Below are 23,494 nucleotides of genomic sequence, written 5' to 3'. Positions count from 1 at the left end.
GCCTCCTCGCTTTTCCTACACACGTGCGTAACCTGTGAGGGCGGCAGTACGAATCGCAGGAGGATTTACACAAATCCTCCTATTTTGCGTCGATTGTCTAAACACCTTCGTTTTGAGAAAGCTCTTGCTAAGCCTCCTGTTGGGGGTGGCCCTCGGAGGAGTCGGGTACAGCCAAAGTGTGTACGCGCCCCTCGACAAAGATTACTACCACCTGGTTGAGCGGTACGAAATTCGGAGTGGACGTGCCGCCAACGACTCACTGGCCGAGGCGTTCCATTCGTCCGTGCGCCCTTACGAACGGCGTGGCATTGCGCTGCTGGCCGATAGTTTGCTGCTCGATAGTGCGCACTACCGGTGGAATGCACGCGATCGCTTCAATCTGCAGTTCTTGCAGGCCGATAACCACGAGTGGAGCATGGCATCCCCGATCGAAAGCCGTCGGGCGCTGGCCAAGGTCTTTTACCGTACCCCTGCGGACTTTTACCACTACCGCAATGCGTCGGTTGATCTGCACGTCAATCCCGTCTTTTACGGCCAGCTCGGGCAAGCCTCCGATACCGATCCCACGCTGTACATTAACACGCGTGGCCTGGAAGTGCGCGGCATGATCGACGGGAAAGTAGGCTTCTACACGTTTATGGCCGAGAATCAGGCCGAGCTGCCCGGCTACGTCAACGACCGTATGCGTGCTACCAACGTGCTGCCTCACGAAGGCTTCTGGAAGCGTTTTAATGACACTGGCGTCGATTTTGTCACCGCGCGTGGCTACATCACCTTTCCCGTCACCCGGCACATTCATGTGCAGGCCGGGCACGACCGCCTTTTCATCGGAAACGGCTATCGGTCGATGATCCTTTCCGACTTTGCCAACAATTACTCTTTTCTGAAACTGAACACGCGGGTGTGGCGATTCGAATACACCAACCTGTTTGCCAAAATGAAGGCGGACCTCATCTTGGACCCTTCTGGTAACGGTACGCCTCAGGGAAGCTATGGCGTTTTTCCGTCCAAATATCTGGCCTTCCATCACCTCAGCGTCAACCTGTTAAAAAACCTGAACGTCGGTATATTCGAATCGATCGTGTTCGAACGGAACGATTCCACCGGCCGCAATGGATTTGAGTTGCAGTACCTGAACCCGATCATTTTCTACCGGGCGCTCGATCAGGACCTTGGCAGCCCCGACAACGTACTGCTGGGACTCGATGCACGGTGGGTGCTTTGGCGGCGGCTGTCGCTGTACGGGCAACTGGCGCTTGATGAGTTTATCCTAAGCCATACGTTCGACGGCAGCGGCTGGTGGGGCAACAAACAGGCTGGTCAGCTTGGTTTCAAGTACATCGACGTGGCAGGCATTCCCAACCTGGATCTGCAAGCCGAGTTCAACGTAGCACGCCCCTACATGTACGGCCATTCGAGCCTCTACACCAGCTACACCCATTACAAGCAGCCTTTGGCACATCCTCTGGGAGCCAACTTCCGGGAAGGAATCGGCATTTTGCGTTACCAGCCCCTTCCGCGCCTTGCGTTAACCGGAAAGCTGATTTACGCCTTGTACGGCACCGACCTGCCCAATTCAAACTGGGGTGGGAATATCCTGATCGACTACAATTACAAGCGACAGGAATTTGGCAACTACATCGGACAGGGGGTAAAGACCTATCTGCTTTTTGCAGACTTCACGGCGACTTACCAGCTACGGCACCGCTTGTTTCTCGACGCCAAGTTTACCCACCGGCAACTGGACAGTGCCGACGACGCGCTCGACCAGACAACCACCGTTTTCTCGGCCGCGGTACGTTGGAACATTCCGCAGCGCTTGCACGAATTTTAAGAAGGTGTTAGAATTCTGCCCCCAGAATCAAGACGGACTCGTGGGGACGGCGATGCTCCAGCCACGTATCCATGGTTTCCTGCAAATACTGGTGCTGGACGTCGAACGAATTCCGGTGGTTGTTGAAGAGAAGAGCTTCCAGATTGCTTTCGCCGAAAGAAAGATTTTTGGGACCGCCTTCGAGTCTTGCAAATCCGCCTGAACTGAGGTATACTACGTCCCCCGACTTGCAGCGGCAGGAGTATACGTCGCTCTTACTCAGGCGTTCGCGTGATGTTGTACGGGTCGAAATCCGCTTCAGGCGCTGGTTCCGGATGAAGTAGATGGGGCGGTGGGTCGTCGCAAACGACACCTTCCGCAGGCTGGTACTGACCTTGATCACCATCACCTCGAAGGGATAGGGCTCGTCGGCCGTGGGCGCGAAGTGTTGCGTAATGCGGTGAATCAGGTCGACCGGATTTCCGTTCAGATGATTGCGAATCAGGTTGGCGACGGGCGTATCGATCTCTTCGGTAGGAAGAGCGCGATGGCCCAGGTCAACAAGGACCAGGTAAAGTGTATGATGCTGTTGGATGCACCAATGATGGACGCCCCCAAACGCACTTACGTTCTTCTCCAGTACGAAGGACTGAGAGAAAAACGAGCACGATTCTAAAGCGTGCACTGATCGATCAGATGCTGACAGATGAGTAGGGTAGGTACCTTTCATAACTTACATGATCGAGACATCGCTCATTTTAGAACAAACCCTTGCTAAAATGGCTTTGCCTCTGGTTTCTAACAGGTTATCCCGTTTTGGACCCCAAGTGCCGAAACGGAGACGCTATGCATAAAAGAATTAGAATAAAATAGTTGCCCCGGTGGGCATACATCCCTCAAGAATTAAAGGTAGACCTCCTGTTCGGCGAAATTTGACTTTTTAGGTGAGTTAACATTAATTAACGGTAGAATTGTAATAATCTCATTTTAGACACAACACTATATCACCTTGGATGCATCCTTTAGCTGCCTGATCATCGACGATGACGAGAGCGTGCGATTTATTCTGGAGCATTATATCGAGCGGAATAAGCAGCTGGATCTACAGGCCTCCTTGTCGAATGGGCAGGAAGGGCTTCAGTATCTGTTGAGTCACCCTGTCGATATTTTATTTCTGGACGTGGAGATGCCCGGCATGAACGGCATTGACCTGCTGCGGCAATTGCCCCAGATGCCAGAAACGATTTTGATTACGTCGCACGAAAATTTTGCGGTAGATGCGTTCGCGTTGGAAGTCGCCGACTATCTGGTCAAGCCTGTTGAATACGCGCGCTTTGAAAAAGCTGTGCAGCGGGTAGTCAAAAACCTGAGCGGCCCGGCGGTGCATGCCAAATCGGGCCCGGAGGAATTGTTCGTTAAAGTAAACGGTAAAATGGTGCGGCTGGACCTGACCCAGGTGCAGTACATCGAAGCCCTGTCCGACTATGTGATCATCGTAACCGACGCCCACAAACACATAGTGTACTCGACTATGAAAGCCATCGACGAGCGCTTATCGGGAGATTACTTTATGCGGATTCACCGTTCGTACATCATCAACCTGAAGCACATCGATACCATCGAAGACAATTCGGTGGTGATCAACGGCAAATACATTCCGATCAGCAAGTCTTATCAGGACGATTTCTTCGGCCGGATCAACAAACTATAAAGAACAAACAGGCCACATAAAAAAAGGCGACCCTTGTGGGCCGCCTTTTTTTATGTGGATAGGATCTGTGCAGAAGCGCACCGGGCCACTACTGATGCAGCAACGTCTCTTCGTAAGGTGCTGCGGCGTCTTCCGGATTAAAGCGCTGGTAAATCTGCAAGGTACGCTCGGCGGTAGAGCGCCAGGAGAAATGACGGGCGCGTAGAATACCTCGTGAACGAAGATCCTCGGCGAGGTAGGGTCTGTCGAGTAATTCCTCCATAGCATCGGCGATGCTTTTCGGATCGTAGGGATCGATGAGTAAAGCCGCGTCGCCAGCAATCTCGGGCATCGCCGACGTATCGGACGTAATTACGGGCGTGCCACTGGCCATGGCTTCGATGATCGGAATACCGAAACCTTCGCTGAGCGACGGGAATAAAAAAGCTTCGGACATGTCGTAGAGGGTGGGCAGATCCTCCGTGTCTACGTAATCGATCAGGCGACACCGCTCCCGCAGGTCAGGTTGCCCGAGGGCAGCCAGCGTGCGTGTCAGGAAAGGTTCGTCGATGCCTTTCATTACCAACGCCGGCACGTCGTTGCGCCGTTGCGTCAGCAAGGCATAGGCCTGAACCACCCCCGTCAGGTTTTTGCGGTACTCCGTATTTCCCAAGAAGAAGTAGTAGTGGGTCGGCAATTGGTAGCGCTCGCGTACCTGTTCGCGTTTTTCCTGGTTGGTAGGTTGAAAAAACTGATGCCCCACGCCGTTGTGCACCACCTCAATCTGGTCGGTTGGCAAGTGTAGCGATTGAGAGATGCAGTTGCGCTGAAACCACGACACCGTCATCACTTGCGAGGCATTCGGCGCCACCATGGGCACCACCAGCCGACGGTACAGACTGCCGGCCCGTTGGTAAGCCGTAGAGCCGTCGTTCTTCAGCGACTCTTTTTCCATGTAGGTAACGTCGTGGATGGTCAGTACCAGGTTGCCATGGTAGCGCAAAGGGGCAGTATTGGCAGTGCAGTGCAGCACGTCTAACTGATGGCGTAGCGCCGCTTTCGGCAGGTAGTACTGCTCCCAGTCAGGGTAACTGCGCCCCTGCACTTCGACGATGTGAAAGTTGTAAGCGTCCGGTAGGCAGGAGGTATCAGCGTCGGCCTTCACAAAGATGAAGTACTCGTTCTCCTGATCCATCTGCTGGAGGTGTTTGATTAATTCCAACGCATACACGTCCATGCCTTGTTTATGCGTCCTGAACAAGCGCTGCGCTTCGATGCCGATCCTCATTGCAATGTTGTTTAGAAATGAGGTAGTAATATAGTTTGTTTGATGTTATAAAGCCATGTTGCGTAGGATTTAAGCGCATATTGTTGGGTTCTGAAACTCAGCCAGTCCAGTTGTCAGCAAATTGGGAATGTTTCAAAGAGAATGGGTATAATCCCATCAATTGCTTCCTTCGTGTTCCGAACGCCGCCCCTCATCCGGTCGGGGTTGATCTTTCGCTAAAAGCCGAAGGTGCTGAGCTCCCCAAAGATCGTCAGGTTCCGCCCACGAAAACGGCCGAACGCTAAACTATCCGACCCCTTCCTGCGTTTTGATTAGGTTTCAGTTCTGAACACTTTTTTCTACCTTCCTTTCCCATGCTAGGATACCGCTTTTCTGAATACACTCCCCCGCCGGGTGGGGACCAAAGTACCTTTGATAAGTTGCTGAACATGTTCATGCAACTGATTGTCGTAACCTCGGGCGACGTGAGCGAGGCCCTCCAGTGGCTGAACCAGCTGGACCAGCGCTACGGCCTGACGGACGATCAGTACGGCATGGGCGACTTTATCGAAGATCTGAAGAAGAAGGGATACATTGAAGAGACGCCCGGCGAAGGTGCGCTGTCGCTAACGGCCAAGAGCGAAGTCAACATCCGGCGTAGCGCCCTCGAAGAAATTTTTGGGAAGCTGAAAAAATCGCAGCGCGGTCAGCACCGGACGCCTTTCAGCGGCATGGGCGACGAGATGACGCCTGACATCCGACCGTATCAGTTCGGCGACACGCTGGAGCAGATTGCCATGACCGACTCGCTGATGAACGCGCAGATCAACCACGGCATCGGCGATTTTATGGTGACCGAAGAGGATTTGCAGGTGCGCGAAGCCGAGTTTAAAGCGCAGACCTCTACGGTGCTGATGATCGACATTTCGCATTCGATGATCCTCTACGGTGAAGACCGCATTACGCCGGCCAAAAAAGTAGCGATGGCGTTGGCCGAACTGATCACGACTAAGTACCCGAAAGATACGCTCGACATCATCGTGTTCGGCAACGACGCCTGGCAGGTGCAGATCAAAGACCTGCCGTACCTGGAAGTGGGGCCGTACCATACCAACACAGTGGCCGGACTGGAGCTGGCCATGGACCTGTTGCGCCGCCGGAAAACGTCGAACAAGCAGATTTTCATGATCACCGACGGAAAACCCACGTGTCTGAAAGAGGGCTTGCGCTATTACAAAAACTCGTTCGGGTTGGACCGGAAAATCCTGAACAAAACCCTGAACCTGGCGCGTCAGTGCCGCAAAATCAAAGTCCCGATTACCACCTTTATGATTGCCACCGATCCTTATCTGCAGGAGTTCGTTAAGGAGTTTACGCAGGTCAACCACGGGCGGGCGTACTACAGCTCGTTGCAGGGGCTGGGCAATTTTATTTTCGAAGATTACCAACGCAACCGTCGGAAACGAGTATAGACGGTCAATAGGAGCGGCTTATCTGTCGAGTCGCTTGAACATCCACGCAGCTTTTCAAGCATCACACATGACTTATAAAGATCTTTCGTCAGAACAACTTTTGAAAATCAAAACGGTAGGCGAACTCAAAGCCGCCGGATATCAGCCACAGTCGGTTAAACAAGAGTTGCGCAATAACCTGATTCACAGGTTGCGTAAAAAGGAAGAAGTATTTCCCGGCATTTACGGATACGAGGAAACCGTCATTCCCGACCTGGAGCGTGCCATTCTGTCCATGCACAACATCAACCTGTTGGGGTTACGCGGACAAGCCAAAACGCGTCTGGCCCGGATGATGATCGGGCTGCTGGACGAGTACATTCCTGTGGTGGCGGGCTCGGAGCTGAACGACGATCCGTTGCAGCCGCTCTCCCGGTTTGCCAAAGACGAACTCGAGGCGCACGGCGATCATACCGCCATTGCGTGGCTCCATCGGGCCGAACGGTATACGGAAAAGCTGGCAACGCCCGACGTTTCGGTAGCCGACCTGATCGGCGATGCGGACCCCATCAAAGCCGCCACCATGAAATTGCCTTACTCGGACGAGCGGGTGATTCACTACGGTCTGATTCCCCGGTCGCACCGCGGCATTTTCGTAATCAACGAACTACCGGACCTACAGGCCCGCATCCAGGTGGCCCTGTTCAACATTTTGCAGGAAGGCGACATCCAAATCCGGGGCTTTAAGCTGCGCTTGCCGCTCGACATTCAATTTGTCTTTACGGCCAATCCGGAAGATTATACGAACCGGGGTTCGATCGTCACGCCGTTGAAAGACCGTATCGAAAGCCAGATCACGACCCACTATCCGAAAACAATCGACATCGGGAAGCAGATCACGCAGCAGGAAGCGCGCATCAAGCCCGAACAGCAGAGCATCAAAGTCGATGAACTTATTCGTGATCTGGTCGAACAACTGGCGTTTGAAGCACGCGACAACGAATACGTCGACACCAACAGTGGCGTGTCGGCCCGTCTGACCATCTCGGCGTTCGAGAACCTGATGAGCGCGGCCGAGCGCCGGACGTTGCTCCATCGCGAAAAAAATACCTTTGTGCGCCTCACCGATTTCTGGGGTCTGATTCCGGCCATCACCGGTAAAATCGAGCTGGTATACGAAGGCGAACAGGAAGGCCCCGTGATTGTCGCCCAGAACCTGATCGGCAAAGCCATTCGCACGCAGTTTGTGAAGTATTTTCCCGATCCGGAGAAAGCCAAAAAGCAGAAGAGCAATAACCCCTACAAGGAAATTACCAACTGGTTTGGCGAAGGCAACACGATCGATTTATTGAACGATGCATCCAACCAGGAATACGAAAAGGCCTTGATGGGAGTACCGGGGCTGGCCGATCTGGTGAAGAAGCACTTCGGTCGCGCCGATAAAGAAGCCCGGTTGCTGATGATGGAGTTTGCGCTGCACGGCCTGGCAGAATACTCGGCCATCAGCAAAAACCGTCTGGAACGAGGAACGCAGTTTAAAGATTTGCTGAGCAGCATGTTCTCGTTCGACAAAATGAACGACGAAGATGAAGATTACTAGTGCAAAAGGGGAGGCAGCGGTGCCTCCCACTTTTTTGGGGCTGCCTTTGGTATGGATTTGCTTGGTATTGAGCGCGCTAAGCGCGTGTCAGAAGCCTCCGGCGCGTGAGCAGGTAGAATATCAGGCCTTGGTCGATTCTTTGCAAAACGTCTACGCACCCGACCGCCGCACCGCCCGGTTCGACGTGGAGCTGGACAGTACGAGTAGCCCGACGTTTCGGCTCGTGGGGGAAACCGATCAGCCGGAAGCACACCAGGCGTTGCAGCACCTCTTAAAAAGCCAGGGTTTTGCGGGAGAAGTAGCCGTGCAGCTGCTGCCCGACACCACCTTGCCGACCACTCGCGGGTTGGTACGTCTGTCGGTAGCCAATCTGCGCACAGACCCCCGACATAGTGCCGAGCTGGCCACGCAAGCGCTTTTGGGAACTCCGGTGCGGGTGCTGAAGAAGGAGGGCGGCTGGTACATGGTGCAAACACCCGATCGCTACATTGCCTGGGTCGATGCCGGTGGGCTGACCCTGCCTGCCGATTCGAGCTATGCCGCCTGGGAGCAAAGCGAAAAAATCATTGTATTGTCGCGTGCTACTTATGCCCTGGAGGAGCCTCGGGCAGAAGCGGCGTCTGTGTCCGATCTGGTGGCTGGCGATTTATTGCAACGCCTGGGTGAACAGGCGGGTTATTACGAAGTGGGCTTTCCCGATGGGCGAACGGCGTGGCTTGCTAAAGAAGACGCACGGCCCTGGAGAGACTGGGCAACGGCCACACAGCCAACCGAAACGAACCTAGTAGCAAGTGCACGCACGCTGATGGGAACGCCTTACCTGTGGGGCGGTACTTCGACCAAAGGGGTTGATTGCAGTGGCTTTACCAAAACCGTCTATCTGTTGAACGGGTGGATCTTGCCACGAGACGCTTCACAGCAGGTTTTGGTAGGGCAGCAAATCGAGCCCAACGAGGACTTTTCTAACCTGCGTCCTGGGGACTTACTCTTTTTTGGGCGACCGGCTACGGACTCCACGCGGGAACGCGTCGTGCATGTGGGCATGTGGATTGGTGACCGTGAGTTTATTCATGCGTCGGGGCAGGTGCGCATAAGCAGCGTTGATCCCACGGCCGAAAACTACGACGCATACGAGCGAAACCGTTTTCTGCGGGCCAAGCGCCTCTTGCAGTCGGGCGACCGCCTCCCCAACGGATTGGTGCCCGCCACCCAACTCTACGAGTGGGGGCGGGTCAATCAATAAACAGCTTAGACGCCTTCGGCGATTACTTCTTTTACACCGGGAACCATCTGCTTCAGCAGATTTTCGATGCCCGATTTCAACGTCATGGTCGACGAGGGGCAGCCGCTACAGGCACCGCGCAACTCGACGGTTACTACGCCTTCGTGATACGAGCGGAAGCTGATGGCACCTCCGTCGGATTCCACCGCCGGGCGAACGTATTCTTCCAGCGCACCTTTGATCAACTGCACAGTTTCGGCATCTTCTTCACGATAGGCGTTCTCCGCTTCCTGCAACGGCTGCGTCACCACCGGACGATCTTCTTCCAGGTAGCTTTTGATGATCCGTTTCAGTTCCTCTTTTACTTCTTCCCAATCGACCTGTTCGCTTTTGGTAACGGTCACGAAGTTGCTCATGAAAAACACGCGCTCGACGTAGGGCAGAGCAAAAAGCTGTTGTGCCAGTGGCGAAGCGGCCGCCGAAGCGGCCGTAGGGAAGTCGTAATCCGTACCGTCGGGCACGAGCATGATGTTGACGACAAACTTCAGCGAGTTGGGATTAGGATTCGCCTCAGTGTAGAGGTTGATATAACGTTTGGTTGGGTTCATAGGAAAACAAACTTAAGAGTATAAGGAAGCAACCCGGATTGCTGCCGAGAGGTTCCGGAAAATCAGGCTGGCTTGGAAGGATCGACTGTGGCGCCGATGCGAGAGCGTTCCTTGGCCCGATACTCCGTTAGCTCGATCTCGCCTTCGGAGGCGGCAATGACCATCGTCACCACGGTGTCGCCCGTTACATTCACCGCCGTGCGCAGCATGTCCAGAATCCGGTCAACCGCCACGATCAGCGCAATCCCTGCAGTAGGGACGCCGATGGACTCGAGCACAATGACCAGCATCACCATGCCTGCGCCGGGTACTCCGGCCGACCCTACCGACGCCAACGTCGCGGTCAGCACAATCATCAACTGATCGGCAAGCGTCAGATCCAGGTTTAAGGCCTGAGCAATGAACACGGCCGCTACGGCCTGATAGAGGCTGGTGCCGTCCATGTTGATGGTAGCGCCCAAGGGCAGCACAAAACTCGATACCTCTTCCGATACTCCGATCTTCTTCTCGATGGTTTCCATGGTCAACGGCAACGTGGCCGAGCTGGAACTGGTGCTGAAAGCCAGCAACTGCACCGGCCGGATCGCCTTAAAAAACACCCGGTAGCGAATGTTGGTCAGAAGCTTGAAGATGGCCGGATAAACGGCCAGCATCATGAAGAAAAGCCCGATTACCACCGTAGCGCTGTACCAACCCAACCCCAGCAACAGTTGCAGCGCTTTTTCGGGTTGGTCGCCCGCCACTTCTACAATGAGTGAAGCGATCAGGGCAAATACTCCGTAGGGGGCAATCAGCATGATAAACTCCACGATGCGGATGATCATGTCGTTGATGCCGTCGAAAAACCGAACGACGGGTTCTTTCTTAGCTTCGGGAAGCTGGATCAGCGCAATCCCCGCCAGAATAGCGAAAAACACCACCTGAAGCATGCTGCCGTTGCTGGCGGCCGAAGCAAACAAGTTCTCGGGAACCATATCGACCAGCGGTTGCAAAGGGCTTTGCTGTTGCAGCTGTTCGGCGCTGGCGGCTTTGCTTTCGGCGTCGCTGCTGTAGACCTGAATCAGGTTTTCGCGGGTTTCGGTCGGGAGTTTGGTGCCGGGGCGAATCAGGTTTACGGCCAGCAGCCCGACGGTCACGGCCACCACCGTGGTGCAGAGGTAGATGCCGATGGTTTTGCCGCCGATGCGCGACAACTTGCTGATGTCGCTTAAACTCGATACTCCTACAATGAGCGAAGCCAGTACCAGCGGAACGGCGATCATTTTCAGGAGGTTGACAAAGATCGTCCCGAAGGGTTTGATGTAATCCGTTGTGATTTTGGGCGACCATCCCAGCCAGGCACTGACCAGTCCCCACACCAGACCAAGCACCAGACCGAGGATGATTTGCGTATGTAACGGGAGTTTTTTCTTCATAAGAGGGAGTGCAATAGCAACAAATTTGCAAAAAATGACCGATTCGGCCGGGCGAAGCGTTGCGGAAAGTTACAAAGGGCACCGTGCCAATCCCCAGAAAGTTACCCCACAAAAAAGCCATCGCGGGAAAATCGCACGACGGCTGCATAAGAAGCATACGGAAGTAAAGCGATTCTATTCGCTCGCCACAGCGGACTGAGCGGCCAGATTGGGCTGACACGCCTGATTTCGCAGGTAAAAATCGGCCAGCACGAGGGCCGACATGGCTTCGACGATCGGTACTGCCCGGGGCACGACGCAAGGATCGTGGCGTCCTTTGCCGCTGACGGTTACGTCCTCGCCTTCCTGGTTAACACTGGGCTGGTCCTGCATGAGCGTAGCCACAGGCTTGAACGCCACGCGGAAATAAATGTCTTCGCCGTTGGAGATGCCACCTTGTACGCCTCCCGAGTGGTTGGTTCGGGTACGGACGCGTTCGCCGTCACGGTAAAAAATGTCGTTGTGCTGAGAGCCATACATCTCTACGCCCTGAAATCCGCTGCCGTATTCGAATCCCTTCACCGCGTTGATGCTGAGCATGGCTTTTCCCAGCTCTGCGTGCAATTTGTCGAATACGGGTTCGCCCAGGCCTACCGGGACATTGCGCAATACGCCACTCACCACCCCGCCTACGGTATCTTGTTTTTTACGCGTTTCGTCAATAAAGTCGTACATCTTCTCTGCCATGGCCGCATCGGGACAGCGCACGGCGTTGGTATCGGTCTGGCGTAGGTCCAGTTCCTGATAGGGGGTTTCGAGACGTAGGGGACCTACCTGCGACACGTACGCATAAATTTCGACGCCCATCGTGGCCAACAACTGCTTGGCCACGGCCCCGGCCGCCACACGCGCCGCGGTTTCGCGGGCAGAACTGCGACCGCCACCACGGTAGTCGCGGAAGCCCCACTTCTGCTGATAGGTAAAATCGGCATGCGAGGGGCGGAACTTGTCTGCAATGTGCGAGTAGTCCTTGCTGCGGGCGTCGGTATTGCGAATCATCAGGTGAATGGGCATCCCGGTGGTTTTGCCTTCGAAAATACCCGACAGCACTTCGAACTCGTCGGGTTCGCGACGCTGGGTCGTGATGCGCGATTGTCCCGGTTTGCGCCGATCCAGTTCATACTGAATCAGGCTCAGGTCAATGGGCAGGCCGGCCGGGCAGCCGTCGATGACGGCACCCACCGCGGGGCCGTGCGATTCACCGTAGGTGGAAATGCGGAAAGTATGTCCGTACGTATTCACGTCGCAATTCTGTTTAGTGTGAGCAACAAAGCAGCACGAGGTTACGAAGGACGCCGCGCCAACGCAAAAATAGTAACCCCCAGCATCAATAAGATAGATCCGTTAGCGAGTATTTTCACCCAGTCGTCCAAATTGCGCTCCAGCAGATGATTGCTTTCGGCTTGCAAGGTCTCGTAATAATCGTCGCGGCTGTTGCCCGAAATCACCGCGTTCTTCTGGCTTTCGCCGCTGACCTGCACTTCTACCTGCGACTGAAGCGTATCGTAGCGCTCTTTGCGCGGATCGAAAAATACCCATTGAAAATAATCTCCCAGCGAGTAGGTGCCCGCTTCGTTCGGAACCGCAAAGTATTCAAATACTTTTTTGCCCGTTACGCGGTTGTTACTGCGCTTGATTTCCTGGTTGACACTCGGCGCGTAGAAATCGAAATACTCGTTTTTGGGTACTTCGGGTGCTTTGATGGCCGAAATATTCCCTTCCCCCACGATGTTGAACTGGTAACTGAAGCTTTCGCCCGTACTGAGCTGATCGCCGCTAATGGCCTCTTCGAGCCGAAACTCGCCTACCGACACACGATCGCGCAGCGGATGGGGAGGAAGTTCACGCACCTGCACAATTTTCGGCGAGGTATAGAATGTTTTGTACTCCTCCTGGCGGTTGCGGCCAAAAAACGACGGCGTCTTGGCGATTTTGTATTTAATCATGCGCAGCCCTACGGACGGAAACTGAACGGGTTCGGTGTTAAGGGGGTAAAAAGTAGCTTGGTAGACTTTGTATTGCGTATAGCGCTTGCCGTTGAGGGTCACGTTGCGGGGCTGAATCTCCTCAATGTTGAAGTTCTCCTCCCAGCAGTTGGTAGGACGGAGTTTTTTCAGAATCTCACTCAGTTGCTGCCCCAACTCGTGGAAGCTCATGTCGGCCCGGTTGGTTTCGGCAATGTAGAACGCAAGTGTGGTGTTGAACCCCTCGCCTACGTAGACTTCGCTTTCCGAAGTGGTCAGGGCTAAAAAGGCATCTTCTTTGACGTCCACAAATTCGCGGGGTTCGTCTTGGTTGAACCAGTCCTCAAAAGGATCGAAACCAAACTGATCGGGGCTATTCTTGGCTTGAGCGGGAGGCCCCACGACCACCGTGCCTCCTGGAGAATTATATTTATTGTTGTTTATCTCCAGTTCGAAAGGTGGTATGGTAAACGTCCCTTCCTTTTCGGCCATATAATTTTGAGTGATGCTCTGCGTCGAACTGATTTGGCCGTTGACAATATTGGTGGAGGTGGAAGACGTCGTGCCCCGCTTGACAAACCCCGGGATGTCCGGGAATTTCCCGTAACTGCGCAGATCTTCGTTGGTGACCGTAATGGTGATGGTATAAGCTTCGTTGAAGGCGATATTACTTTTCCCCAAGCGGATAGTAGCTTCTTGAGATTGTGCTAACGTGTTGAACGTTAGAAGATTAAGGAATGTTAAGATGCTGAAATATGCAAAACGAAGAGATTTCTTAGCTGGCAACTCAACACACACTTGACAGATTTTTAACCCATCTTTAATACGGTCAGTATACATATCCCTCAATTTGTTTCGTTAACAACGCGTAAAAGCTTCTGACTTAGATAGTAATGGGAAATATTCTTCGGAAAGTGACTGCTAAATAAGTAAATATATTACTTGCAAACTATCGAGTTTGAGTTTTTTAACTTTTCGCTTTAAATTAGAAATCCTTTCTCAAACGTAACAACTGTTGACCATGATGAAACCAATGCTGGATTACGTAAAACTCATCCTTCAAAAAGTAAGTTTTGACAAGACGCTTTTTGAGAAAGAACTTCGTAAGGCCATTGCCCGCTTGATGCCTGTAGAGGTGGAAGATTTACGACATTGGTGTTACGCAAAGTTCAGTGAGATGCATTATATGGTCCTGGATCGCTGCTTTACAACTTATACTACTTGAACGTCACAGAAAGGTAATTGAAAGGCTTCTCATTCCGGGAAGCCTTTTGCATTTTTAGCGAAATTAATATTGCGTTTTAGTCCCTCGAATTTGGTGCGCTTGACGGGCGACCGCCTGAAAATCTCTCTGAATACCTCTTCGGTCAGCTCTTCCCAGTCGGATTTTTTCATCTCTGACAGCGCCGGATGAGGCGCAAAGGCTGGCTCAGTGGTGGGCTGTGCAAACCGATTCCAGGGGCATACCTCCTGGCAGATGTCGCAGCCAAAAATCCAGTCGTCGAACTGGCCCCGCACCGCTTCCGGAATCTGATCTTTCAACTCGATGGTGAAGTACGAAATGCATCGACTGCCATCCACCACGTACGGCTCGACAATGGCACCGGTTGGGCAGGCGTCCAGGCACCGTGTACAAGTGCCGCAATAGTCACGAATGCCTTGGTCGGGTACCAGATCCAGGTCCAGAATCAGTTCGGCGATGAAAAAATAGCTGCCCATGCGTCGGTTGAGCAGGTTCGAGTTTTTGCCGACCCACCCCAAGCCGCTTCGTTTTGCCCACGCCTTGTCCATCACCGGTGCCGAGTCTACAAACACACGCCCGTGTACCTCACCGATTTCCTCTTCGATGTACGCCATCAGCGCCCGCAACTTGTCTTTGATCACGAAGTGGTAATCAGTGCCATAGGCGTAACGTGCAATCTTGTACGTACCGTCGGTAGGAAGCTCCTCTTTGGGAAAGTAGTTGAACAGCAGCGACACCACCGATTTGGCGTCGTCCACCAGTTTTCTGGGGTCGAGCCGCTTGTCGAAATGATTGGCCATGTACGCCATCTGACCGTGCTGCTGCTGGCGCAGCCAGTGCTCCAGGCGGGGTGCTTCTTCTTCCAGAAAGTCGGCTGTCGAGACACCACACGCCGCAAAGCCCAGGGCATGCGCCCGCTCTTTGATGAGCATGGTATGGCGACGGCGTACGAAGGGTTCCATCATTAGCTGTGTAAAACGCCTTCCAGCTCCAGCTCCGGGATGTAACTCAAGTTGGCATCGACGATGCTGTCCGGCAGAAACAAAAACTTTTTATCATGGATTTGCCCCTCCACATAATAGCTGACCCAATACTCGTTCACCAGATGAAATACAGCCGGATCGATGCGCTCAACAATCGCTGTGCTCTGAGGAGCCACGTATTCGATCAGGTGCCTTAACGTGGAGGTACGTTGTGCTTCGCCCTCCGACTCGCCATAGCCTTTCGAAGCGACCAGCACGGTATCGAGCGGAAAAGGGTTCTGATTGAGGAGGTACACACGCCATTCGTACGAATCGTCTTCGGCCTTCTGGCGGGCAATGGCGACGTGAACGCCTTCGACGGTTGGGAAATCGATATCTCTCTTCATACAAGGGATAGGCTTACTCTGTTACTGAATGGACGACACCTCGTCGACTAGCTGCATCTGAAATAACTCTGCCAAATGGGCTCTGAGTTTCGCTTCTACTTCAGGAATCGACACAGTACAGCCTATTTCGGTGGCCAGCGAAGTCACCGCTTTGTCGTCGATGCCGCAGGGAACAATGTGCTTAAAGTAATCGAGATCGGTATTGACGTTAAAAGCGAAGCCGTGCATGGTGACCCACCGACTGGTACGCACCCCGATGGCGCAGATCTTCCGGGGGTTACGCTGCTGCTCGTGGTCGAGCCAGACGCCGGTGAGCCCGGGAATACGCCCGGCCGCCAGGCCGTAGTCCGCCAGCGTTTGGATCACGGCCTCTTCCAAATAGCGGAGGTACAGATGGATGTCCGTGAAGAAATTATCCAGGTCAAGAATAGGGTATCCCACAATTTGCCCAGGGCCGTGGTACGTAATATCACCGCCCCGGTTAATTTTATAAAAAGTAGCTCCTTTGGTCCGCAGGCCGGCCTCGTCTAACAGCAGGTGGGTGGCTACGCCATTCCTTCCTAAGGTATATACGTGGTGATGTTCGCAGAAAATCAGGTAATTGCGGGTCGCTTGCCGGTCCGCTTCTGCCAAGCCGCGGTTATGCACCTTTTGGGCAACGACTTCCGCGAAAACCGCTTCCTGGCGACTCCAGGCCTCCTGATAGTCGATCAGCCCCCAATGTTGAAAATGTGTAGCTTTTTCAGAACGCATCATAACGTAATCGGATAGCCGAGTGCATCGGCTAGGATAAAGAACTGACAAGCTGGCAACATCGTTCCTCTGGTAACAAAACCTCCTTACAAAGCTATGGCAAAACACCTAGACCTCGGGAAAGAAGGCGAGGCTTTGGCCGCACGGTTTCTGGAAGAGCGTGGGTACCAGATTCTGGAGCGGAACTATCGGTACCGGCGTGCAGAAGTGGATCTCATTGTGCAGGGGCAAGGTCTTGTGGTATTTGTGGAGGTCAAAGCGCGTACTTCGGTCGCGTATGGCTTCCCGGAGGAGGCAGTTGGAGAAACAAAAACGTCGTTAATTCTGGCGGCGGCCGACCATTTTGTTGAAGAGCGAGGATGGGAAGGCGACATTCGCTTCGACATCATCGCCATTCATTACGAGAAGGAACGTGCACGTTTGCAGCACTTCAAAGATGCCTTTTATTGAAGGTAGAAGCCTCGATTCAGTGGATTCTATGAATTTATTACACAATTCCGGGATCTATTGATAAAAAGCGTAGCTTCGTAACAATAATTATACTGTTACGAAGAATCACCTATGCGCGTTATCCTGCTGATTGCCTGCCTTATCTGTTCTTCCATTGCTTTTGCTCAGGATTGGTCTACCATCGGCGGCAATGCTTCCCGCAACGGCTTCGTAGAAACAGTAGGGCCTACCCACGCCCGTGTTTTGTGGGAGGGCACTTCGCTGGAAGCCACCACGGCGAATCAGACCTACATCGCCAACGGAAGAGTCGTAACCACGCGACGGCAGTCCAATCAGTATGCACCGCTTGTATGCCACGACCTGTATACCGGCGAGCTGTTATGGGTGCGCGACCTGACGGGACAGACTTCACAAACCCTACCGATCGGCTTTCGGCAGGAAACGGTGTATGCATTGCGTACGGATCGCAAGGCCGATACTTTGTATGCGCTCCATGCCGCCACAGGTGCCATCAAGTGGCGCTCATCGGTTCCGCTGCGCTGCTCACACGCCTCAAGTGCTGCGTTCACCCCTGAAGGTGATTTGATTGTAGAAGGCGAAGAAGGTCTTTTGGTGCGGATCGACCACCGCACAGGGCAGCGTTTGTGGGCTACCAAATGTGACCCGATGGCCCGTGGTGAGTTGCATCCTACGATTGGTGGTCGCTGGGCTTATGTGTGGGAATGGGCCACCTATCCCAACCAAGCGGTCAGTATGATCGATTTGGAGACGGGCCGGAAAGTAGCCACGCAGGTGATTCCGAGCCGGAGTAAGATGATAGCTTTCGTGCAAACGCCCATTACCGTCGGGCCGGACGGTACGGTTTACGCTTATAAACAACGCGACCGGCTGGTGGCGCTGCGAAACACAGGAACTGCGTTGCAAACGCTTTGGGAAACGCCCATCCTGGGTAATTCTGCCTACTCCCAGATGGCTTGCGGACCTGACGGATCTGTGTACATCCCTCATAACGGAAAAATTGTGCGTCTGAACAGTCGCAACGGGCACATGATGGATTCGACCCGTACGCTGGTTCGCTCGGCCGCCGGAGGCATCAGTGCCCGTATGGCCGTAGATGCCATGGGGACGGTGTTCGTAAGTGTGGCGGAATTTCCTACCGGGATGGTGTACGCTTTTACGCCGAACCTGAAGCAACATTGGGCGCATGAAGTGGAAGGACTGCACCTGAGCGGTCCGGCCCTGAGTAGCGAAGGACTTCTCTCTGTGGCGGGGAGCGGTCAATGGCTGATCGTATTTCAGTCAGATCAATACATCGCTACCGGCGGGCAACTGGCCAGTGAGCGTAAGTACAACCTCACACTCACGCCCAGTCCCGCCAATTCGGTCAGCAAGCTTAACTACTCTTTGCCTCAGTCGCAGGACATCCGGATCAAGTTGCACGACCTGGCAGGGAAGCCGGTGAAAACCTGGAAATTCAACAAACAGGAGGCCGGCGAGCACGAAGTATCCCTGGAAATTCCTGAGATCAAGGTTAGCGCCGGAACCTACATTCTGACGTTCGAGACAGAAGAGGGCGAGACCATTCGCAAACGCGTGACGAAACAGACAGAATAATCAAGACTGACTTTCGAGAGGCCAAGCTAGCTAAGCCTTGTCAGTAACCCGAAATAGAAAAATCTTATCAAAGCAAAACGGCCGGCTCTGTTACGGAGCCGGCCGTTTTGCTTTGCGTTTTAAAAAACATTAGCTCACCCCACTGCCGGGCGCGACAGACTGATCAGGCGCAACAAACACCAGACGTCCGTCCGAATCTTCAGCCATCAGGATCATACCCTGCGACTCGATGCCTTTGAGCTTACGCGGGGCCAAATTGACCAGTACGCACACCTGCTTGCCAATGATAGCCTCGGGTTGGTGATACTCTGCAATGCCACTGACAACAGTCCGTTGGTCAAGACCTGTATCCAGTGTCAGTTTCATGAGCTTGTCCGTTTTAGGAACCCGTTCTGCGGCCAGAATGGTCGCAACCCGCACGTCAAGCTTTGCGAAGTCGTCATAGACAATTTCCGGGCGCGCGGGGTCCAGGGGCTTACCGTCCCGACCCGCCGGGCCAGGCTCCGATACCGGAGGAGCCGCCGCCAGCGTGGAGGGAGGCGTGTTGGCGCGCCGGGTGGCGTTCAACTTTTGCAATTGCTGTTCGATCGCCTCGTCTTCAATCTTAGTGAAGAGCAGAGTAGGTTTTTCCAGCGTAGCACCTGCTGCCAATAGATCGGCGCTGCCGCCCTGTTGCCACGTCAGCACTGACAGGTTCAGCAGTGCATTGATTTTTTCGGCCGTGAAGGGCAGTAGGGGCGCACCCAGTACCGCCAGGTTCGCGGCGATCTGCAACCCGATGTTGAGAATCGTCCCGGTCCGCTCTTTGTTGGTTTTAATAACCTGCCACGGCTCCGTGTCAGCCAGGTACTTGTTGCCCAGTCGTGCAAGATCCATAAACGTTTGCATGGCTTCGCGGAAGCGATAGCCTTCTAGCGAAGTAGCGATGCGCGAGGGAAAGGTTTTTAATTCGTCGATGGCTTCCGTATCGACTTCAAACAGTTGGCCCCGGGGAGGCACTTTCCCTTCAAAGTACTTATGGGTAAGCACCAGCGCGCGGTTCACGAAGTTGCCAAGAACGGCCACCAACTCGTTGTTGTTGCGGGCCTGAAATTCTTTCCAGGTAAAGTCGTTGTCTTTCGTTTCGGGAGCTGTGGCGCACAGCATGTAGCGCAATACGTCTTGCTTATCCGGGAAGTCTTCCAGGTATTCGTGTAGCCAGACCGCCCAGTTGCGCGAAGTCGAAATCTTTTCGCCTTCCAGGTTCAGAAACTCATTGGCCGGCACATTATCGGGCAGAATATAATCTCCGTGGGCGTGCAGAATGGCCGGGAAGATGATGCAGTGGAAAACGATGTTGTCCTTCCCGATGAAGTGGACCAGCTTCGTCGAATCCGACTGCCAGTAAGGTTTCCAGTCGACGCCTTCGCGCGCGGCCCATTCTTTCGTCGCTGAAACGTAGCCGATCGGCGCATCGAACCAGACGTACAATACTTTCCCCTCTGTGTTGGGAAGCGGCACTTTTACACCCCAGTCGAGGTCGCGCGTCATGGCACGTGGTTGCAGGCCACCGTCCAGCCACGACTTGCACTGTCCATAAACGTTGGGCTTCCACTCTTTGTGGCCTTCCAGAATCCACTCCCGCAGCCAGGGCTCGTACTTGTCGAGGGGCAGGTACCAGTGGCGGGTGGTTTTCAGCACGGGCTTGGAGCCGCTGAGCATCGAGCGTGGTTCCTTCAGTTCTGACGGGCTGAGCGTCGAGCCGCAATTTTCGCATTGATCACCATAAGCACGGTCGAAACTACAAACCGGGCAAATCCCCTGGATATAGCGATCGGCCAGGAACTGCCCCGCTTCTTCGTCATAAAACTGCTCAGATGCCTGTTCAACAAACTCGCCTTTGTCGTAGAGCGTTTTGAAAAACTCAGCGGCGGTTTCGTGGTGCACGGGGTTGGACGTGCGCGCGTAGATGTCGAACGCGATGCCGAACTCCTGAAACGCATTGCGGATGATGCCGTCGTATTTGTCGGCGATTTGCTGCGGCGTTACGCCCTCTTTCTGAGCGCGAATGGTAATGGGAACGCCGTGCTCGTCCGAGCCACAGACAAACACCACGTCGTCGCCGCGCAGCCGTCGGTACCGTACGTAAATGTCAGCCGGAACGTATACTCCCGCAATGTGCCCAATGTGGAGGGGGCCGTTGGCGTAGGGCAGCGCCGCCGTTACGGTATATCGAGAATAATTCTTTTCTTCAGCCATTGCAAACAATTTTGTCCGCAATGTAGCGAACCTGAGTAGCATTGGCACAGCCTGTAGGGGGATTGAAACAAGCGTAGAGGGCTGTACGGCAGTGTGAAGAGGTCTTTTGCTGCGATATAGCCTCTGTTTTGAGCGAGCTTTTCAAGGGCAGAGGCAACCGCTATTACCTGCCTTTCGGTGCGATTGTGTAACGACGATAGACAAATACCCGCCGATAAGCCCGCTTAACTGTAATCATTTGCGTACTTTTGCGGCCGAATTTTCGGGCTATGCAAAACATTCGTAACGTCGCTATCATCGCGCACGTCGACCACGGCAAAACGACGCTAGTCGACAAGATTATCCACGCTTCCAAGATCTTCCGGGAGAACCAACAGTTTGAGGACCTGATCCTTGACAACAACGACCTGGAACGCGAGCGAGGAATCACCATTGTGTCCAAGAACGTTTCAGTACGTTACAAGGACGTTAAAATCAACATCATCGATACTCCGGGCCACGCCGACTTTGGCGGCGAAGTGGAGCGGGTCTTGAAGATGGCCGACGGCGTGCTGCTGCTGGTGGATGCGTTCGAGGGCCCTATGCCCCAGACGCGGTTCGTCCTGGGCAAGGCGCTACAACTGGGCCTGACGCCCATTGTGGTAGTCAACAAGGTCGATAAGCTGAACTGCCGTCCCGACGAGGTGCACGAAGCAGTCTTCGACCTGATGTTCAACCTGGACGCGACCGAGGAGCAACTGGACTTCGTAACGTTGTACGGCTCGTCTAAACAGGGCTGGATGAGCGAAGACTGGAAACAGCCGACCGAGGACATCACGCCGCTGCTCGACGCCATCGTGGCGCACATTCCGCCGGCTCCTGTGCGGGAAGGAACGCCGCAGTTGCAGATTACGTCGCTCGACTATTCGGCGTACGTAGGGCGGATTGCCATCGGACGGGTACACCGCGGCACGCTTAAAGAAGGGCAGGCCGTTTCGCTTTGCAAAGCCGACGGCTCGATGAAAAAATCGCGCATCAAAGAAATTCAGGTCTTTGAAGGGCTGGGTCGCGTAAAAGTGGCAGAAGTGTCGTCTGGCGACATCTGTGCCATCACCGGCATCGAAGGGTTTGAGATTGGAGACACCATCGCCGACGCCGACAATCCGGAACCGCTGGCGCGCATCTCGATCGACGAGCCGACGATGAGCATGTTGTTTACGATCAACAACTCGCCGTTTTTTGGCAAAGAAGGCAAGTTCGTGACGTCGCGTCACCTGCGCGACCGTCTTTACCGCGAAACGGAGAAAAACCTGGCGTTGCGCATTCAGGAGACCGAAAGCGAAGACCGGTTTCTGGTCTACGGCCGTGGCATTCTTCACTTGTCGGTTCTGATCGAAACCATGCGTCGCGAGGGGTATGAGCTGCAGGTAGGACAACCGCAGGTACTTTACAAAGAGGTGGACGGCCAACGGCTGGAGCCGATGGAAACGTTGGTGGTCGATGTGCCGGAAGAGTCGTCCGGTAAGGTGATCGAACTGGCGTCGCAGCGGAAAGGCGAGCTGGTGGTGATGGAGCCGAAAGGGGATCTGCAACACCTGGAATTCAACATTCCGTCACGCGGGCTGATCGGCTTGCGGAACCAGGTACTGACCGCAACGGCGGGCGAAGCCGTAATGACGCACCGCTTTCGTGCCTATGAACCTTACAAGGGTTCGATTCCGGAACGAATTAACGGATCGCTGATCTCGATGGAGACGGGCGTTGGTACGCCTTATGCCATCGACAAGCTGCAAGACCGCGGCGTTTTCTTCGTAGATCCGGGTGAGGATGTCTATGCCGGACAGGTGATCGGGGAGCACACCCGGCCGAACGATCTGGAGGTGAACATCCAGAAAGGCAAGAAACTGACCAACATTCGGGCGTCTGGCTCGGACGACAGCGTCCGCATTGCGCCCAAGCAGCAGTTCTCGCTGGAAGAAGCCATGGAGTATATACAAAAAGATGAATATATCGAAGTGACTCCCAAGTCGATCCGCCTCCGCAAGATCTATCTCGACCCCAACGAGCGTAAGCGAATGGCTCAGAAACAAGGATAAGCGACTTAACATTACATCCCGGCCCGGAACTCTCTCCGGGCTTTTTTATTTCCCTCCTTTCCCTTTGATTTTTTGTTAAGAAGCTCGTAATTTTCTAACAAGCTTCCCGGAATAGTTCTTGCTCAGGAGCTTGCGTAGACCAACCGGGGCTTCGCAGCAGTTGCCTTATCCCTCTTTTCTTCTGAAAAGAAGCAGAACTTCTTCCCTGCATTCTCGTAAAGTTTTAGAAAAGGAGAATAGTGTGAGTCGGAGATTACATCCACGGTGTGCTGCGAAACAACGCGTTCGTATTCGCAGTTAATCACGTAACCTGCCGCGTAGCTCAGCCTCTGATAAGCCTGTTCGGTTCGCCTGGAAATTATTGCTAACGATGATCAATTAATATTCGACAGCCATGACTTTTTACTATTTATTGGTTTGTTCGATCAGTATCGTGCTTTTTACCTGGATCATAGTGCGTCTGCTGAAGCAAACTAAATATCCACCAAACAACGATGACAACGGCGGCTCGGCCGACGATACGAATCTGCCGATTATCGATCTGCCCCCCGGCACCCGCATCGATGATCTGCTGGTAGACCGACTCCCCGATGACATTGTATTTCGTCCTCAATCAACCGAGCCTGTTTTGTAGGCCCGGATAAGTCTTAGTGCATGATAAATGAAAAAGCCACGGCAGTGTC

General features: G+C 53.9%; 20 protein-coding genes. 10 read left to right on the top strand and 10 right to left on the bottom strand.

The window, feature by feature from the left end:
* The first annotated feature begins 112 nt into the window (after positions 1 to 112).
* Positions 113 to 1,834, top strand: a complete 1,722-nt coding sequence (locus BLR44_RS19050) for a capsule assembly Wzi family protein (RefSeq protein WP_089684992.1) — start codon at positions 113 to 115, stop codon at positions 1,832 to 1,834.
* Between the two features lie 7 nt (positions 1,835 to 1,841).
* On the opposite strand, the gene BLR44_RS19045 is transcribed toward BLR44_RS19050, so the two are convergent.
* Complete coding sequence (locus BLR44_RS19045; protein WP_089684989.1) at positions 1,842 to 2,498, bottom strand: hypothetical protein; 657 nt, start codon at positions 2,496 to 2,498, stop codon at positions 1,842 to 1,844.
* 324 nt (positions 2,499 to 2,822) lie between these two features.
* Between BLR44_RS19045 and BLR44_RS19040 the strand changes: the two genes are divergently transcribed.
* Positions 2,823 to 3,524 (top strand): LytR/AlgR family response regulator transcription factor, encoded by a 702-nt coding sequence (locus BLR44_RS19040; protein ID WP_089684987.1) that lies wholly within the window; start codon positions 2,823 to 2,825, stop codon positions 3,522 to 3,524.
* 88 nt (positions 3,525 to 3,612) lie between these two features.
* Here BLR44_RS19040 and BLR44_RS19035 read toward each other — a convergent pair whose 3' ends face one another.
* Positions 3,613 to 4,791 (bottom strand): glycosyltransferase family 4 protein, encoded by a 1,179-nt coding sequence (locus BLR44_RS19035; protein WP_089684985.1) that lies wholly within the window; start codon positions 4,789 to 4,791, stop codon positions 3,613 to 3,615.
* Between the two features lie 353 nt (positions 4,792 to 5,144).
* Between BLR44_RS19035 and BLR44_RS19030 the strand changes: the two genes are divergently transcribed.
* The 3 genes from BLR44_RS19030 (at position 5,145) to BLR44_RS19020 (ending at position 9,064) form a co-directional block, all read left to right on the top strand.
* Entirely contained in the window at positions 5,145 to 6,242 is a 1,098-nt protein-coding gene (locus tag BLR44_RS19030) for a vWA domain-containing protein (RefSeq protein WP_089684982.1), read from the top strand.
* Between the two features lie 67 nt (positions 6,243 to 6,309).
* Positions 6,310 to 7,821 carry a sigma 54-interacting transcriptional regulator gene (locus BLR44_RS19025; protein ID WP_089684979.1) on the top strand — a complete coding sequence of 504 codons (1,512 nt, stop codon included), beginning with the start codon at positions 6,310 to 6,312 and terminating at the stop codon, positions 7,819 to 7,821.
* Entirely contained in the window at positions 7,808 to 9,064 is a 1,257-nt protein-coding gene (locus BLR44_RS19020) for a C40 family peptidase (protein ID WP_089684975.1), read from the top strand. The genes BLR44_RS19025 and BLR44_RS19020 overlap by 14 nt, the downstream gene beginning before the upstream one ends.
* A gap of 5 nt (positions 9,065 to 9,069) precedes the next feature.
* Here BLR44_RS19020 and BLR44_RS19015 read toward each other — a convergent pair whose 3' ends face one another.
* From BLR44_RS19015 to BLR44_RS19000, 4 genes are all read right to left on the bottom strand, one after another.
* A complete protein-coding gene (locus BLR44_RS19015) occupies positions 9,070 to 9,651 on the bottom strand; it encodes a NifU family protein (RefSeq protein ID WP_089684971.1) in 582 nt (193 codons plus the stop codon).
* A 62-nt stretch (positions 9,652 to 9,713) separates the two neighbouring features.
* Positions 9,714 to 11,066, bottom strand: coding sequence for a dicarboxylate/amino acid:cation symporter (locus BLR44_RS19010; protein ID WP_089684967.1), 1,353 nt, complete (start codon positions 11,064 to 11,066; stop codon positions 9,714 to 9,716).
* Between the two features lie 174 nt (positions 11,067 to 11,240).
* Positions 11,241 to 12,347: a chorismate synthase gene (aroC, locus tag BLR44_RS19005; protein WP_089684966.1), complete on the bottom strand. Its 1,107-nt coding sequence runs from the start codon at positions 12,345 to 12,347 to the stop codon at positions 11,241 to 11,243.
* 41 nt (positions 12,348 to 12,388) lie between these two features.
* Positions 12,389 to 13,750, bottom strand: a complete 1,362-nt coding sequence (locus BLR44_RS19000) for a BatD family protein (RefSeq protein ID WP_245706113.1) — start codon at positions 13,748 to 13,750, stop codon at positions 12,389 to 12,391.
* 340 nt (positions 13,751 to 14,090) lie between these two features.
* Between BLR44_RS19000 and BLR44_RS18995 the strand changes: the two genes are divergently transcribed.
* Entirely contained in the window at positions 14,091 to 14,294 is a 204-nt protein-coding gene (locus BLR44_RS18995; RefSeq protein ID WP_410493101.1) for a hypothetical protein, read from the top strand.
* A 29-nt stretch (positions 14,295 to 14,323) separates the two neighbouring features.
* On the opposite strand, the gene queG is transcribed toward BLR44_RS18995, so the two are convergent.
* From queG to lipB, 3 genes are read right to left on the bottom strand one after another with little or no spacing between them, the layout of a single operon-like run.
* Entirely contained in the window at positions 14,324 to 15,274 is a 951-nt protein-coding gene (gene queG / locus BLR44_RS18990) for a tRNA epoxyqueuosine(34) reductase QueG (RefSeq protein ID WP_089684962.1), read from the bottom strand.
* A 2-nt stretch (positions 15,275 to 15,276) separates the two neighbouring features.
* A complete protein-coding gene (locus BLR44_RS18985) occupies positions 15,277 to 15,681 on the bottom strand; it encodes a hypothetical protein (protein WP_089684960.1) in 405 nt (134 codons plus the stop codon).
* Positions 15,682 to 15,702: 21 nt separating this feature from the next.
* Positions 15,703 to 16,434, bottom strand: a complete 732-nt coding sequence (lipB, locus tag BLR44_RS18980; protein ID WP_089685393.1) for a lipoyl(octanoyl) transferase LipB — start codon at positions 16,432 to 16,434, stop codon at positions 15,703 to 15,705.
* A gap of 96 nt (positions 16,435 to 16,530) precedes the next feature.
* Between lipB and BLR44_RS18975 the strand changes: the two genes are divergently transcribed.
* Positions 16,531 to 16,884 carry a YraN family protein gene (locus tag BLR44_RS18975; protein ID WP_089684958.1) on the top strand — a complete coding sequence of 118 codons (354 nt, stop codon included), beginning with the start codon at positions 16,531 to 16,533 and terminating at the stop codon, positions 16,882 to 16,884.
* A gap of 111 nt (positions 16,885 to 16,995) precedes the next feature.
* The gene (locus BLR44_RS18970; protein ID WP_089684956.1) at positions 16,996 to 18,498 is read left to right on the top strand and encodes an outer membrane protein assembly factor BamB family protein; all 1,503 of its coding nucleotides are present in this window, start codon (positions 16,996 to 16,998) and stop codon (positions 18,496 to 18,498) included.
* Between the two features lie 129 nt (positions 18,499 to 18,627).
* On the opposite strand, the gene metG is transcribed toward BLR44_RS18970, so the two are convergent.
* Positions 18,628 to 20,736, bottom strand: a complete 2,109-nt coding sequence (gene metG / locus BLR44_RS18965) for a methionine--tRNA ligase (RefSeq protein WP_089684954.1) — start codon at positions 20,734 to 20,736, stop codon at positions 18,628 to 18,630.
* Between the two features lie 269 nt (positions 20,737 to 21,005).
* On the opposite strand from metG, the gene typA reads away from it, so the two are divergent.
* Together typA and BLR44_RS18955 are read left to right on the top strand one after the other, a co-directional pair.
* Positions 21,006 to 22,811 carry a translational GTPase TypA gene (gene typA, locus BLR44_RS18960; protein ID WP_089684952.1) on the top strand — a complete coding sequence of 602 codons (1,806 nt, stop codon included), beginning with the start codon at positions 21,006 to 21,008 and terminating at the stop codon, positions 22,809 to 22,811.
* Positions 22,812 to 23,205: 394 nt separating this feature from the next.
* A complete protein-coding gene (locus BLR44_RS18955; protein WP_089684950.1) occupies positions 23,206 to 23,445 on the top strand; it encodes a hypothetical protein in 240 nt (79 codons plus the stop codon).
* The last annotated feature ends 49 nt before the right edge of the window (positions 23,446 to 23,494 follow it).

This window comes from Catalinimonas alkaloidigena (genome assembly GCF_900100765.1).
Taxonomy (GTDB): Bacteria; Bacteroidota; Bacteroidia; order Cytophagales; family Flexibacteraceae; genus Mooreia; species Mooreia alkaloidigena.
This window is presented reverse-complemented; position numbering and strand designations above follow the sequence as displayed.

Coding starts and splice junctions, on each gene's coding strand:
- BLR44_RS19035 (WP_089684985.1), bottom strand. CDS start 4,791: ATGAGGATCGGCATCGAAGCGCAGCGCTTGTTCAGGACGCATAAACAA.
- BLR44_RS19030 (WP_089684982.1), top strand. CDS start 5,145: ATGCTAGGATACCGCTTTTCTGAATACACTCCCCCGCCGGGTGGGGAC.
- BLR44_RS19025 (WP_089684979.1), top strand. CDS start 6,310: ATGACTTATAAAGATCTTTCGTCAGAACAACTTTTGAAAATCAAAACG.
- BLR44_RS19020 (WP_089684975.1), top strand. CDS start 7,808: ATGAAGATTACTAGTGCAAAAGGGGAGGCAGCGGTGCCTCCCACTTTT.
- BLR44_RS19015 (WP_089684971.1), bottom strand. CDS start 9,651: ATGAACCCAACCAAACGTTATATCAACCTCTACACTGAGGCGAATCCT.
- BLR44_RS19010 (WP_089684967.1), bottom strand. CDS start 11,066: ATGAAGAAAAAACTCCCGTTACATACGCAAATCATCCTCGGTCTGGTG.
- BLR44_RS18995 (WP_410493101.1), top strand. CDS start 14,091: ATGATGAAACCAATGCTGGATTACGTAAAACTCATCCTTCAAAAAGTA.
- queG (WP_089684962.1), bottom strand. CDS start 15,274: ATGGAACCCTTCGTACGCCGTCGCCATACCATGCTCATCAAAGAGCGG.
- BLR44_RS18985 (WP_089684960.1), bottom strand. CDS start 15,681: ATGAAGAGAGATATCGATTTCCCAACCGTCGAAGGCGTTCACGTCGCC.
- lipB (WP_089685393.1), bottom strand. CDS start 16,434: ATGCGTTCTGAAAAAGCTACACATTTTCAACATTGGGGGCTGATCGAC.
- BLR44_RS18975 (WP_089684958.1), top strand. CDS start 16,531: ATGGCAAAACACCTAGACCTCGGGAAAGAAGGCGAGGCTTTGGCCGCA.
- BLR44_RS18970 (WP_089684956.1), top strand. CDS start 16,996: ATGCGCGTTATCCTGCTGATTGCCTGCCTTATCTGTTCTTCCATTGCT.
- metG (WP_089684954.1), bottom strand. CDS start 20,736: ATGGCTGAAGAAAAGAATTATTCTCGATATACCGTAACGGCGGCGCTG.
- typA (WP_089684952.1), top strand. CDS start 21,006: ATGCAAAACATTCGTAACGTCGCTATCATCGCGCACGTCGACCACGGC.
- BLR44_RS18955 (WP_089684950.1), top strand. CDS start 23,206: ATGACTTTTTACTATTTATTGGTTTGTTCGATCAGTATCGTGCTTTTT.